The sequence below is a fragment of the Roseicyclus mahoneyensis genome (assembly GCF_003148775.1).
GTDB lineage: Bacteria > Pseudomonadota > Alphaproteobacteria > Rhodobacterales > Rhodobacteraceae > Roseicyclus > Roseicyclus mahoneyensis.
Map to the genome: position 1 here is coordinate 1 of NZ_QGGW01000014.1, position 12,159 is coordinate 12,159.

The window sequence follows — 12,159 nt, forward strand, 5'->3', positions numbered from 1 at the left end:
CTGCAGGGCCTGTTGGAGAGTCAGCTCTCGGCGGATGATTTCATCTTCACCTGACCAAGCCACCGCGCGGCGGCGTCTTGACGCGGCGCGCGGGCACCTTTAGCAGTCCGGGCAGAGCTGCGGGCGTTGTGTAATGGTAAGACCCTTGCCTTCCAAGCAAGAGACGCGGGTTCGATTCCCGCCGCCCGCTCCAACCGTCACTTCAGATCAGGCCGCCGATGGCACCGTCAGCTCCGCCCCCTCGGCGCGGTTGGAATTGACACTCGGGTCCACGCGCCAGCGGTCGAAATACCCCTCGGGCGCTGGCCGCATAAGCGGCGCCGCCTTGTCGCCGGTCTCGCCCAGCCAGCGCGCCCAGTCGTCGGGCGCCAGCCGCACCGGCTCGCGGTGATGGGTCGCCGACATCCAGTCCGAGGCGGATGTCGTGACGATGGCGCAGGCGGTCAGGCGGGCCTCGCCCTGCCCCCAATCCTGCCAGATGCCCGCAAAGACAAGCGCCGCGCCATCACGCGGCACGAAATACCACGGCAGGCGGTTGCCGCCCTCGTCCTTGGTCCATTCGTAAAAGCCGGTGGCGGGGATCAGGCAGCGGCGTTCGCGCACCGCAGCACGAAAGGCCGGTTTTTCCGCGATGGTTTCCGCCCGCGCATTGATCAGCAGCGGGCCATCGGTCGGCGTCTTGTACCAGTGCGGCACGAAGCCCCAGCGCATCGGGCGGAGCCGTCGATGGCCCTGCCCTGCCGTCACCACCGCGACAGGTTGCGTCGGGCATATATTGTAGCGAGGCACCGGCGGCAGGTCATTGTCGGGCGCGGCACCGAACAGACGCGCCATGGCGTCGTTCGGATGGGTCATGGTCATGCGCCCGCACATGCGGTGCAGATTAACCTGCGCGCTCAGCGCCCGTAAACGTGTTTCCAGGCGATCTTTTCGGCATCCTCGGGAAAGATGCCAAGATCCCACGAGATTTCGCGGGGCAGGCGAGAGATTTCGCGCACGGTCTGGTGGTATGCGGCGCGCTTGGCGAAGGCTTCGCGCAGGCGGGTCATGAAGACTGTCATTTGTGCAGCTCCTTTCGAGTGCAGGTCTTTTGTCCTGCACCGGATATGGTAGCGCTACCATTCGGGACAATCGCCATTGCCGGAAAGCCGCCCTGCACATGCTGCATGGCAGCAAAAAACCCGACGCGGGAAGGCCCGCGCCGGGTTCGTGCATCACCGACCGCTCACTGCGTCGTGGCGATGCGCCCGTCCGTGTAGGGGGCGTAGGGGCTGTTCTGACCCAGATAGGTCGCTACGACCTCTTCCAGACCGGGGCCGAAGTCATAGGCATTCATGCCGCTTTCGGCAAAGACTGCATAGCCGTCGCCGCCCGCCCGCATGAAGTTGTTGGACACCACACCATAGGTCGCCGCCGGATCAAGCGCTTCCCATGTGCCGCCCATATCGACCTCGACCGAGGCGACGCGCGCGCCCGGTTCAGCCGTCGGCGTCCAGGTGAAGCGCAGACCCGAGACCTGCGGGAAGCGGCCCGCGCCCTCCTCGACCTGGCTGACGCCATTTTCCAGCGCAGCCAGCACATCGGCCCCGGTCAGCTGGAAGGTGGCCAGCGCGTTCTGGAAGGGCAGAACGGTGAACACCTCGCCCATCGTGACCTCACCCGCGTCGATCGAGGCGCGCAAGCCCCCGCCATTGGCGATGGCAATCTGGATGCCCTGCTCGCGCACGCGGTCCAGCATCGCGTCGGCAACAAGGTTACCCATCGAGCATTCCATCGCGCGACACACGCTGCGGTCGCCTTCGACATGGTCCGTGGTCTCACCGACCGGCACGGCCATGGCGACCTCGATCTCGCCGCCGAGCTCAGTGATGCGGGCGGCAATCGCCTCATCGGGCACGACGCTGGCATCGAGCAGCATGGTGTTGCCATCGGCGAAGATCACGGCACCGGCGTCGTCGAAAGTGACGGTCAGGTGGCCGAGATAGCGCGAATAGGCCCCGGCCTGCACGATCGGCACCATCGCGCCGTCGGGCGCGTTGACCCACAGCGGATAGGGTCCGTCGCGGTCTGGATCGGTCGCGCTGAGATAGGTGTGGGAATGGCCGCCCACGATCACGTCAATGCCGGTCACGGCCTCGGCGATGCGGATGTCGTCGGGCAGGCCCACATGGGTCAGCGCGATGATCATGCCGACGCCCTGCGCGGTCAGCGCATCAACATCGGCCTGCAGCGCCTCGATCTCGGGCTGGAAAACGACATCGGGGCCGGGCGACGAGATTTCGAGCGTATCAAGCGTCACCGCCGACACGATGCCGACCTGCATGCCGTTTACGTCAAGCACCAGCGTATCGCCGACACGCCCGTTCAGCGACGGGTCCGCGCTGACATCGAGATTGCCCGCGACGACCGGGAAGCTGACGCCGTCAAGCAGCGGCAACAGACCCTCGGGGCCGTTATTGAACTCGTGATTGCCCAGCGCCATGGCGTCAAAGCCAATGGCCTCCATGAACTCGGCCTCGGCCGCGCCGCGGTAGGTGGTGAAGAACAGGCTGCCCTGATACTGGTCGCCAGCATCCAGAACGATTACGTTCTCGCCCGCGGCCTGCAGTTCGTCGCGCAGCGTGTTGATCGCGGTCGCCACGCGGGCCACACCGCCAAAACATTCCCCCGCGGCATCGTTTTCGGCCGAGCAGGTCGACCCCGAGCCGGTGATCGGCTGGATGCGGCTGTGCAAATCGTTGATGTGCAGGATATGGAGCGTGGTCTCGGCGGTGACCGGAGCGGCCAATGACAGGCCGGCGAGGATCGCGGTGGACCCGAGGATGCGTGCAAGCATTGTTGCTCTCCCGAAAGTGTTGGACAGGCGCCAGAGTGGCGGCCCCGGGCGCCCAAGTAAAGCGGCTTGGTGACGCTTGCGTAACACTTGACGGCAGGTCGCGCCCGGGCCAATGCAGGCCCATGCAGATCTACAAGATCCTCACGAGTCCGGAATGGGCCGAACTTGAGCGCGCAGGCGAAACCGCCGGCGCGCCGATCGACCTCGCCGATGGTTTTGTCCATTTCTCGACTGCGGATCAGGTGGCGGAAACCGCCGCGCGGCATTTCGCGGGCGAGGACAGGCTGGTGCTGGCCGCCTTCGACGCAGAGGCGCTGGGAGAGGCGCTGGTGTGGGAACCGTCGCGCGGGGGCGCGCTCTTCCCGCATCTCTACGCGCCGCTGCGCCGGGCAGATGTGATCTGGCACGCGCCCCTGCCGCTGCAAGACGGCGTGCATGTCTTTCCGGCGGATCTGTGAGCCATGTGGGAACGCTTCGGCCTGTCGGTGATGCAGCGGATGGAGCCCGAGCGGGCGCACGGGCTGGCCATCGCCGCTCTCAAGACAGGGCTCTTGCCCGCCCCCGGCCCCGTCGCCTCGCCACGGCTCGAGACGCGGCTGGCGGGCATGGTGCTGCCCAATCCCGTCGGCCTTGCGGCAGGCTTTGACAAGAACGCCGAGGCAGTGGGGCCGCTGTCGCGCGCGGGCTTCGGCTTTGTCGAGGTGGGCGCGGCCACGCCGCTGGCGCAAGACGGCAACGCGCGCCCGCGCCTGTTCCGCCTGACCGAGGATCTTGCCGCGATCAACCGCTTCGGCTTCAACAACCAAGGCATGGACGCCATCGCCGACCGGCTGGCCGCAGCCAAGTCTGCGGTGCCGGTGGGCCTCAACCTCGGCGCCAACAAGGACAGCGCGGACCGCGGCGGCGATTTCGCGCGCGTGCTGGCGCGCTGCGGGGCGCATGTGGATTTCGCCACCGTCAACGTCTCCTCGCCCAACACCGAACGCCTGCGCGACCTGCAGGGGCGCGCGGCGCTGGACAGCCTGCTTGCGGGCGTGATGGCGGCGCGGGCGGGGCTGGCAAAGCCCATCCCGGTCTTTCTCAAGATCGCCCCCGATCTGGACAACGACGCACTGGCCGAGATCGCCGAGGTGGCGCTGGCCCATGGTCTTGCGGGGATCATCGCCACCAACACCACCTTGTCGCGCGAAGGGCTGGCGAGCCGCCACCGGGGCGAAGCGGGTGGCTTGTCCGGCCAGCCGCTGTTCGAGCGGTCGACCAAGGTGCTGGCGCGCCTCTACCAACTGACCGACGGGCGCTTGCCCCTGATCGGCGTGGGCGGCGTCTCCAACGCCGAACAGGCCTGGGAGAAACTGCGCGCGGGTGCCAGCGCCGTGCAGCTCTACACCGCGCTTGTCTATGGCGGGCTGACGCTGGCCGGGCGGATCGCGCGGGATCTGGACACGCGCGCGCAGGCCGAAGGCGTGATCAACCTGTCCGACATCACCGGCAGCGGTGTGGGCGACTGGACCTGAAAAACGGCACAGCGCCCGCTTCTCTGTTTCGAAAATATCCCGGGGGAGGCGCGGCCTTAGGGCCGTGACGGGGGCAGAGCCCCCACCTACCCCGCCGCCCGTTCCAATGCCGGGTAGCGCACGGCCAGCGTGACGCCGCGAAGCGCAAAGAACCCCGCCAGCGCCGCCCAGAGCCCGTGGTTGCCATAGGCAGGCGCGAGCAGCAGCACCAGCGCGACATAACCTGCGAAACTCAGCGCCATCATGTTGCGCATGTCGCGCGTGCGTGTCGCGCCGATGAAGATGCCGTCCAGCATCCAAGACGCCCAGCCCGCCAGCACGGCAACGACGATCCACGGCAAGTAGCTGCGCGCCTCGGCCCGCACGCCCTCGGCCGTGGTCATCGCGTCGATGAACACGCCCCCCGCCAGCGCCAGCAGAACCGCCATCAGCGCGCAGACGCCAAGCCCCCAAAGGCTGGTCAGGATCGCCGCGCGGCGCAGCGCGACCTGCGCCCTTGCCCCCATCGCCTTGCCCACCAGCGCCTCGGCAGCGAAGGCGAAGCCGTCCATCCCGTAGGAGGTGACATAGACGAACTGGATCAGCACCTGATTGGCCGCAAGCGTCGCATCGCCGAAATCGGCCCCCATGAAGAGGAAGGACGAAAACGCCAGCAGCAACAGGACCGACCGGATCAAGATGTCGGTGTTCACCGCCGCCATGTGCCAGAGCTTGACCTTGTCGAAGATCCGCGCCCAGTCGCGCCATGCGGGCACGCCAAAGGCGCGGCGACAGAGCCACAGGCCCAGCATCAGCCCGCTCCATTCCGCAAGAAAGGTGCCCAGCGCCACGCCCTCGACCCCCATGTCGAGGCCGATCACGAACCAGATCGACAGCGCGATGTTCAGCCCGTTTTGCCACAGTTGCAGCACCAGCACGGCGGCAGTGCGTTCCTGCGCGATAAGCCAGCCGGTGATCCCATAGATTGCGATGGCGGCGGGCGCGGACCAGATGCGGACCTGCAGATAGGCGCGCACAAGGGATTCCACTTCTTCGCTGGCGGGCGAGAGCCACATCGCCAGACCGAAGATCGGCGCGCGCAGGGCGATCAGGATCAACCCCGCCCCGCCCCCGATCAGCAAGACCCTCGTCAACAGCGCTGCCACCTCGGCCCGGTCGCCCGCGCCGATGGCCTGCGCGGCCAGTCCCACGGTCCCCATGCGCAAAAATCCGAAGGCCCAATACATCGAGGTCAGGATCACCGCGCCTAGCCCCACCGCCCCGATGGGCGCCGGGTCGCCCAACTGCCCCACGACGGCCGTGTCGACCACCCCCAGAAGGGGGATCGTGGCGTTGGAAATCACCACCGGCAGCGCGATCTTCAGCACGCGGGCATGCGACAGCCGAACGGCGGGCGCGGCCGCTTCAGTCATCGCGGGACGGCATCAGGAAATGCCCCGTGGCCTGCGCGAAAAGCCGCTGGCGGTTGTCTTGCCATGCCTCGACATGGACCGAGGCGTAGCGCCGCCCCTGCCGGTTCACCCGCGCCCGCGCATAGGCGTCGCGCGGCAGGCCGGACCGCAAGTAATCCACGGTGAAATCGATCGTCTTGGGCAGGCGCGGCAGGGTTGCGGGGCTCAGGCTGTCGGCCAAGATGCGGCCAGTTTCCACATCATCCCACAGAAGCGTGAAGGACAGTTCCATGATCGCCGTCACCTCGAGGAAAGACGCGATGGCGCCCCCGTGCAGCGCGGGCAGCAGCGGGTTGCCGATCAGCTTGGGGTCGTAGGACAAGACGCCCGTCAACTCATCGCCGCGCCGGTCGAAGCTGACGCCGAGAAAGCCGATATAGGGCACCGCCTCGACCAGCACGGCCAGCGCACGGTCGCGGCGCTGCTTGATCAGTTCGACGGGTTCGGGCGGGCGGCGGCTCATGGCTTTGGCCGCTCTGCGGGGCGTTCGACGGTGAAGGCGCCGGTGGCCGCCGCAACGGGACGGGCGCGGTCCTCGTCCCAGGCTTCTGCGCGGACAAAGGCGACGGACCGCGTGACATGGTAGCAATGCGCCCGCGCGGTGATGCGCTGGCCGGGCGTGGCCGCGCGCATGTAGTCGATCCTGAGGTCTATGGTCGCCGTGCCCGCCAGTGCCTCGGGGTGGCACATGACCGCCGCACCGCCGCAGGTATCCATCAGGGCTGACACCGCCCCGCCATGGATTACGCCCGTCTTGGGGTCCCCCACCAGCGCGGCGTTCCACGGCATCGAGATGACGGCGATCCCATCGCCAATATTCTCCAGCCGCATATCCAGCGCGCCGGAAAAGGGAATGGCCGCAATGAATTGCCGTGCGATGCGGACCTTGCCGTCGCCCTCGGCGCCGGGATGCTGGCCCATACCTTCCGTCTCGGTCATGTCGCCATTCCTGCCCGTGGCTGCGCTGCGAACCAATCTTCCCTGTGCGTTCAATGGGCGCAAGACCCAGCGCACCACGCTTTGCATGCAAAGGCCGAGTGCCTATGCTGGCAACACGGACGACAGCAAGGGGGCGGCAATGGCCAAGGATAGCCGGCTGAGCTTCAAGGAGATGTGCGCGCGATTCGAGGTGACGCCGCGCACATTGCGCCATTACGAATACATTGAGCTACTCTTCCCCGAGCGCGAAGGCCGCGCGCGGTTTTATGGCCCGCGCGAAGTGGCGCGGATGACGCTGATCTTGCGCGGCCGCCGCTTTGGCTTTGCACTCGAGGAAATCCGCCAATGGCTGGAGATGTACGACACCGACCCGCAAGGCGCCTTGCAGCGCGAGGCCTGGCTGAAACTCGCCAACCGGCAACTGGCTGAACTGGACCAGCGGCGCCGGGAACTGGACGAGATCATCGCCGAATTGCGCAGCTTGCGCGACGAGACCGAAGCGTCATGGTCCTGAGACTGGCGGGAGTCGCACTGGTTGCCCTTGCCTGCCTCTGCGGCACGGCGGAGGCGGATTCACCTCTGCCCGCGCCCACGGATTGGCGGCACGACCTTCAGGGTGTCAGCGTCATGGCTGACATCGCGGCAAACAGGGTGACGATCCGCCCCGTCGATGGACCCGCATGGCAGATCGACGGCTGGCAGCCGGGATGGGCCGTTCATCCCGCGCCGGACGGACGCGCCGTGATGCTGTCCAATCCCGGCGGCAACCTGCTGGCGGGAGCCGCGCCTGACCTGACCGTCCTGCGAATCATGGAAGCGCCGGGCGTGCTGCGCGCAGTGGTGCCGCTGTCCAGCCTTGCAAATCCCACGCGGCTACAGCGCACGGCCTCACAGGTCGTCTGGATCTCCGGCGGTTACCATTGGCAAGACGACGGATGGGCCTTCACCACGCCGGACGGGCAGAATTGGCATCTGACCGCCGAAGGGGGGCTCAGCCGACGCTAAGGCCACCCTCAGCGCCCCTTGCGTCCCGCCACCAGCCAATGCAGCGCAGTCTTCTTGTAGTGCAGCGGCGCCTTCAGCAGTTCGGGGCCGTTTTGCACCATCTTGTAGGCCTCATCCGCGTCGAGGACCGTAATCCCCTCGGACCCGCGCGCCGCGATCCAGCCACCCACCGCCTCGGTCAGTGCGCCCGGCCCATAGGCGAGCGCGTTCTTCAGGGCCAGTTCGGCATCCGCCGAGACCGCCGCCGCCATCTTGGTCGCGGTGTGCATCAGGCAGGTCAGCGCCAGATCATGCCCCGGACGGAACCCGATCAACCAGTTCGGCGCATTGTGCCGGTCTTGCAGGTTCCACTTGAACACCAGCGCATCCGTGAAGGACAGCCACAGGTTGGCCCCCGCACCCGACCTGAGCGCCATGTCCGCATCGAGATAGACCCCGCCGTGGCGCCACAGGATCGCAAGACGCAAGATGTCGGCCTGCATCGAGGGATGCGGGGCCGACTTGTGGGCCTGTGCCACGATATCGGGAAAGCCGTCGGCCAGCAGCGCCGCGCCCGATGCGGCATCCCAAAGCCGGTGTTCGACGCCCGCCTCGCGGCAGACCTTCGCGGAGTGGTCGAGAAGGGTCTTGATCTGGGACGGCGGGTCACGATCCCAGAACTGATGCAAGATGCGCGGCGGACGCGGCGCCTGTCGGGTACCGATGATGCGGCACGCCTCTTTCAGGGGCAGCGCGGCGGGAAGAGGGCTTTGGGCATCTGTCATTGCGCCATCTTGCCGATGCCGCCCGCACCCACAAGCCCCCGACCCAATGCCCCTCAGCAGCGTCACAAAATTGCGCCTTCCCCTGCGTCAGCTTTCCTGACGTTTCGTCAACGCAAAAGTGACGTGACGTCCTGTTTACGTCAACGTCATGCTGTCTTGTAATGATGAGGTCGACTCGCACATCAGGACGGCCAGACACCGCATGTTCGACAGGACCGATCCGATCATGACCGCCGACACGATGACCATCCGCCAGATGTGCGACGCCTTCGAGGTGACGCCACGGACCCTGCGCTTCTATGAGCAGAAGGAACTGCTGTTCCCGATCCGCGACGGGCAGAAACGCCTGTTCACCCGCCGCGACCGCGCGCGCCTCAAGCTGATCCTGCGCGGCAAGCGCTTCGGCTTCAGCCTCGAGGAAATCCGCCAGCTGCTCGACCTCTATTATGTCGGCGACCAGCAGGCGACACAGCTGTCGCGCACCATCGACATCGCGCGCGACAGACTGACCGACATGGAACGCCAGCGCGCCGAACTGGACGTGGCGATCCACGACCTGCGCAGCCAGATGAGCCTTGTGCAAGACATGCTGGCCAGCCGCGGCAGCGCTCAGGATGCCGCCGAATAACAGACCAGACCGACCGGGAGGAGACCAGAGGATGCCCAGCTACACCGCCCCCACCAAGGACATGCAGTTCATCTTGCACGATGTTCTCAAGGTCTCGGACGCTCCCACGCCCGGCTACGCCGATCTCGACCGCGATTTCACCGCCGCCATCCTCGAGGAAGCGGGCAAGATCGCCTCCGAGGTGCTGGCGCCGCTGAACCCCGTTGGCGACACCGAAGGCTGCCGGCTGGAAAACGGCGTGGTCTATACCCCCACCGGCTTCAAGGCGGCCTTCGCACAGATGCAGGCGGGCGGCTGGCCCGGCATCGACATGCCCGAGGACTTCGGCGGCCAGGGCATGCCCTATGTTCTGGGCACAGCCGTGGGTGAATTCTTTTCAGCCGCCAACCAGGCCTTCACCATGTATCAGGGCCTGACCCATGGCGCGGCCTCGACCATCCTTGCCCATGGCACCGAGGAGCAGAAAGCGACCTATCTGCACAAGATGGTGGCCTGCGACTGGACCGGCACCATGAACCTGACCGAGCCCCATTGCGGCACCGATCTGGGGCTGATGCGCACCAAGGCCGAGCCGCAGGCCGATGGCAGTTACAAGGTGACGGGGCAGAAGATCTTCATCTCGGCGGGCGAACATGATCTGGCCGAGAACATCATCCATCTGGTCTTGGCCAAGATCCCCGGCGGCCCCGAGGGGATCAAGGGCGTCTCGCTCTTCATCGTGCCGAAATTCCTTGTCAACGAGGACGGCAGCCTCGGTCCGCGCAACGGCGTCTCGTGCGGCAAGATCGAGGAAAAGATGGGCATTCACGGCAATGCCACCTGTGTGATGAACTACGACGGGGCGACCGGCTACCTCTTGGGCGAGGAACACAAAGGCATGCGCGCCATGTTCACCATGATGAACGAGGCCCGGATCGGCGTCGGCATGCAAGGCGTGGCGCAAGCCGAGATCGCGTTCCAGAACGCGCTCGCCTATTCCCGCGACCGGCTGCAGGGCCGCGACATCACCGGGCCCAAGAACCCTGACGGCCCCGCCGACCCGCTGATCGTGCACCCCGACATCCGCCGCAACCTGATGGAACAAAAAAGCTTTGTCGAAGCGGCGCGCGCCTTCCTGCTCTGGGGCTCCACCTTGATCGACGCGGCCCACCGCGACGGGGACCGCGATGCCGACGGGCTCATCTCGCTGATGACGCCGGTCATCAAGGGCTTCCTGACCGACAAGGGCTTCGACATGACCGTGCAGGCCCAGCAGGTCTATGGCGGGCATGGCTACATCGAGGAATGGGGCATGTCGCAATACACCCGCGACGCCCGGATCGCCATGATCTACGAAGGCGCGAACGGGGTGCAGGCGCTCGACCTCGTGGGCCGCAAACTGGCGCTGGACGGCGGCAAGCACGTGCTGGCCTTCTTCGACATGGTCAAGGGCTTTTGCAAGACGGCAGGCGAGACCGAGGAGATGGGCGAATTCGTCGAACCGCTCAAGCGGGCGTCCAAGGACCTGCAGACGGCGGGCATGTATTTCATGCAAGAAGGCATGAAAGACCCCAACGCCGCGCTCTCGGGCAGCTACGATTTCATGCATCTTTTCGGCCATGTCTGCCTTGGCCTGATGTGGGCGCGGATGGCCGAAGCCTCGCTCGCCGCGCTGGCGGCGGGCACGAAAGACCCCGAGTTCCACCAGACCAAACTGGCGACCGCACGCTTCTACATGGCCCGGCAGCTTCCGATGACGGCGACGCATCTGGCCCGCATCCAGTCCGGTGCAGAACCCGTGATGGCCCTCGACGCCGCGAACTTCTAGACTTGGGCAGTGGCCACGCCGCAAAAGCGTGGCCCGCCAGAACCGGAGGGGAGGACCAAGATGCCCAAGCGCCTGAGGCTTACGCGCCGCCCAAGCATCGCCATGAGCGAGGACGGCTACAGAAAACTGCGTTCACTCGGCGAGGAGGCGGGGCTGGACGACGGTGAGTTCCTGTCCTTCCTGTTCGAGAACTGGGCCAGCGTGATCAACGAGGAAAAGCTGACCGCGCGCCTGAGGCTGTTCAATTCGGAACTCGAGGACCGGAAACGGTGACGGCGGCCTCCATCACCCCAGCGGGAGCGCGACGCGGATGCGAAGGGCCTGCATATTTGTGGAAAGATGAACCGCAAGATGCAGCACCCTGCCCCGCCGAGTGTTCCCCAACGGGTCCGCGGTCCCGAGGGGCGCTGCACGACGCGGCAGGGTGCCTTCACCTTTCACGGTCATCGGCTTGCCAGCCTGTACCGCTCGACCAGCTTGGCTCGTTAACCTTAACAAAGGGTAATGAGCCTTCATCTTTCCACAAATATGCACGGCGGAGCGGCTCGACCGGGACTGTCGCGGGAGTGATGCGATGACCAACACACTTTATTGCTTCGGCGAATCCGGTAACGCCTACAAGGCGGCTCTCGCGCTGACCCTTGCCGGTGTCGACTGGACGCCGCGTCATGTGGATTTCTTCAACGGTGAGGCGCGCGGGCCCGAGTTCCGGGCGATCAACCCGATGGGCGAGGTGCCCGTGCTGGATGCCGACGGTCTGATCCTGACGCAATCGGGCGTGATCCAGGATTGGGTGATGGACGAGACGGGACAGCTGTGCGGCGACGGGTCCAGGACCACCCGCCGCGAAATCCTGCGTTGGACAATTTTTGACAATCAGAAGGTCTCGGGCGTTGCCGAGCCGCTGCGTTTCGTGATGAATTTCCTGCCCGAGGACAAGCGCCCGCAAGAGGTGATCGGCTTTCTCTCGGGCCGCCTCAAGGTTGCGCTGCAGGTGCTGGAGGGCGAGCTCGCGACACGCGACTGGTTGGCAGGCGACAGCTTGAGCTGCGCCGACATCTCCTGCGCAGGGTATCTCTACTACCCCGAGCCCTTCACCTTCGACCGCGGCGACTACCCCGCGATCTCGGCCTGGCTCGACCGCATCGCTGCCAAGCCTGGCTGGATGCACCCCTATGATCTGATGACGCGGGCCTTTCCCGCCTGACCGGAGAT

Annotated in this window: 15 protein-coding genes and 1 tRNA gene; 9 read left to right on the forward strand and 7 right to left on the reverse strand. The window is 66.1% G+C overall.

Features of this window, described 5'->3' with window-relative positions; all coding sequences use genetic code 11:
* Window positions 1–119: 119 nt before the first annotated feature.
* A tRNA-Gly gene (locus C7455_RS18375) sits at window positions 120–193 on the forward strand.
* Window positions 194–207: 14 nt separating this feature from the next.
* On the opposite strand, the gene C7455_RS18380 is transcribed toward C7455_RS18375, so the two are convergent.
* From C7455_RS18380 to C7455_RS18385, 3 genes are all read right to left on the reverse strand, one after another.
* Complete coding sequence (locus tag C7455_RS18380) at window positions 208–873, reverse strand: SOS response-associated peptidase (protein WP_109670745.1); 666 nt, start codon at window positions 871–873, stop codon at window positions 208–210.
* A 23-nt stretch (window positions 874–896) separates the two neighbouring features.
* Entirely contained in the window at window positions 897–1,061 is a 165-nt protein-coding gene (locus C7455_RS20255; protein WP_170119142.1) for a hypothetical protein, read from the reverse strand.
* Between the two features lie 164 nt (window positions 1,062–1,225).
* Window positions 1,226–2,836, reverse strand: a complete 1,611-nt coding sequence (locus C7455_RS18385) for a bifunctional metallophosphatase/5'-nucleotidase (protein ID WP_109670747.1) — start codon at window positions 2,834–2,836, stop codon at window positions 1,226–1,228.
* A gap of 122 nt (window positions 2,837–2,958) precedes the next feature.
* Between C7455_RS18385 and C7455_RS18390 the strand changes: the two genes are divergently transcribed.
* Window positions 2,959–3,294, forward strand: a complete 336-nt coding sequence (locus C7455_RS18390; protein ID WP_109670749.1) for a DUF952 domain-containing protein — start codon at window positions 2,959–2,961, stop codon at window positions 3,292–3,294.
* Window positions 3,295–3,297: 3 nt separating this feature from the next.
* Window positions 3,298–4,350 carry a quinone-dependent dihydroorotate dehydrogenase gene (locus tag C7455_RS18395; RefSeq protein ID WP_109670751.1) on the forward strand — a complete coding sequence of 351 codons (1,053 nt, stop codon included), beginning with the start codon at window positions 3,298–3,300 and terminating at the stop codon, window positions 4,348–4,350.
* Window positions 4,351–4,436: 86 nt separating this feature from the next.
* Here the strand turns inward: C7455_RS18395 and C7455_RS18400 are convergent, their stop codons facing one another.
* Genes C7455_RS18400 through C7455_RS18410 form a run of 3 tightly spaced genes read right to left on the reverse strand, consistent with a single transcriptional unit; the run spans window position 4,437 to window position 6,740 of the window.
* Window positions 4,437–5,762 (reverse strand): MATE family efflux transporter, encoded by a 1,326-nt coding sequence (locus tag C7455_RS18400; protein ID WP_109670753.1) that lies wholly within the window; start codon window positions 5,760–5,762, stop codon window positions 4,437–4,439.
* Window positions 5,755–6,264, reverse strand: coding sequence for a PaaI family thioesterase (locus C7455_RS18405; protein ID WP_109670755.1), 510 nt, complete (start codon window positions 6,262–6,264; stop codon window positions 5,755–5,757). The genes C7455_RS18400 and C7455_RS18405 overlap by 8 nt, the downstream gene beginning before the upstream one ends.
* Window positions 6,261–6,740 carry a PaaI family thioesterase gene (locus C7455_RS18410; protein WP_245904426.1) on the reverse strand — a complete coding sequence of 160 codons (480 nt, stop codon included), beginning with the start codon at window positions 6,738–6,740 and terminating at the stop codon, window positions 6,261–6,263. Before C7455_RS18410 ends, C7455_RS18405 begins: the two co-directional genes overlap by 4 nt.
* A 139-nt stretch (window positions 6,741–6,879) precedes the next feature.
* On the opposite strand from C7455_RS18410, the gene C7455_RS18415 reads away from it, so the two are divergent.
* Together C7455_RS18415 and C7455_RS18420 are read left to right on the forward strand one after the other, a co-directional pair.
* On the forward strand, window positions 6,880–7,254 hold the full coding sequence (locus C7455_RS18415; protein ID WP_109670845.1) for a MerR family transcriptional regulator: 375 nt from the start codon (window positions 6,880–6,882) through the stop codon (window positions 7,252–7,254).
* A 113-nt stretch (window positions 7,255–7,367) separates the two neighbouring features.
* Window positions 7,368–7,745 (forward strand): hypothetical protein, encoded by a 378-nt coding sequence (locus C7455_RS18420; protein ID WP_211315519.1) that lies wholly within the window; start codon window positions 7,368–7,370, stop codon window positions 7,743–7,745.
* An 8-nt stretch (window positions 7,746–7,753) separates the two neighbouring features.
* On the opposite strand, the gene C7455_RS18425 is transcribed toward C7455_RS18420, so the two are convergent.
* Complete coding sequence (locus C7455_RS18425; protein ID WP_109670759.1) at window positions 7,754–8,509, reverse strand: glycosyltransferase family 32 protein; 756 nt, start codon at window positions 8,507–8,509, stop codon at window positions 7,754–7,756.
* A gap of 226 nt (window positions 8,510–8,735) precedes the next feature.
* Between C7455_RS18425 and C7455_RS18430 the strand changes: the two genes are divergently transcribed.
* From C7455_RS18430 to C7455_RS18445, 4 genes are all read left to right on the forward strand, one after another.
* On the forward strand, window positions 8,736–9,137 hold the full coding sequence (locus C7455_RS18430; RefSeq protein WP_109670847.1) for a MerR family transcriptional regulator: 402 nt from the start codon (window positions 8,736–8,738) through the stop codon (window positions 9,135–9,137).
* A 31-nt stretch (window positions 9,138–9,168) separates the two neighbouring features.
* Window positions 9,169–10,944: an acyl-CoA dehydrogenase C-terminal domain-containing protein gene (locus C7455_RS18435; protein ID WP_109670760.1), complete on the forward strand. Its 1,776-nt coding sequence runs from the start codon at window positions 9,169–9,171 to the stop codon at window positions 10,942–10,944.
* A 60-nt stretch (window positions 10,945–11,004) separates the two neighbouring features.
* Window positions 11,005–11,217, forward strand: coding sequence for a hypothetical protein (locus C7455_RS18440; RefSeq protein ID WP_109670848.1), 213 nt, complete (start codon window positions 11,005–11,007; stop codon window positions 11,215–11,217).
* Window positions 11,218–11,518: 301 nt separating this feature from the next.
* Window positions 11,519–12,151, forward strand: a complete 633-nt coding sequence (locus tag C7455_RS18445; protein WP_109670762.1) for a glutathione S-transferase family protein — start codon at window positions 11,519–11,521, stop codon at window positions 12,149–12,151.
* The last annotated feature ends 8 nt before the right edge of the window (window positions 12,152–12,159 follow it).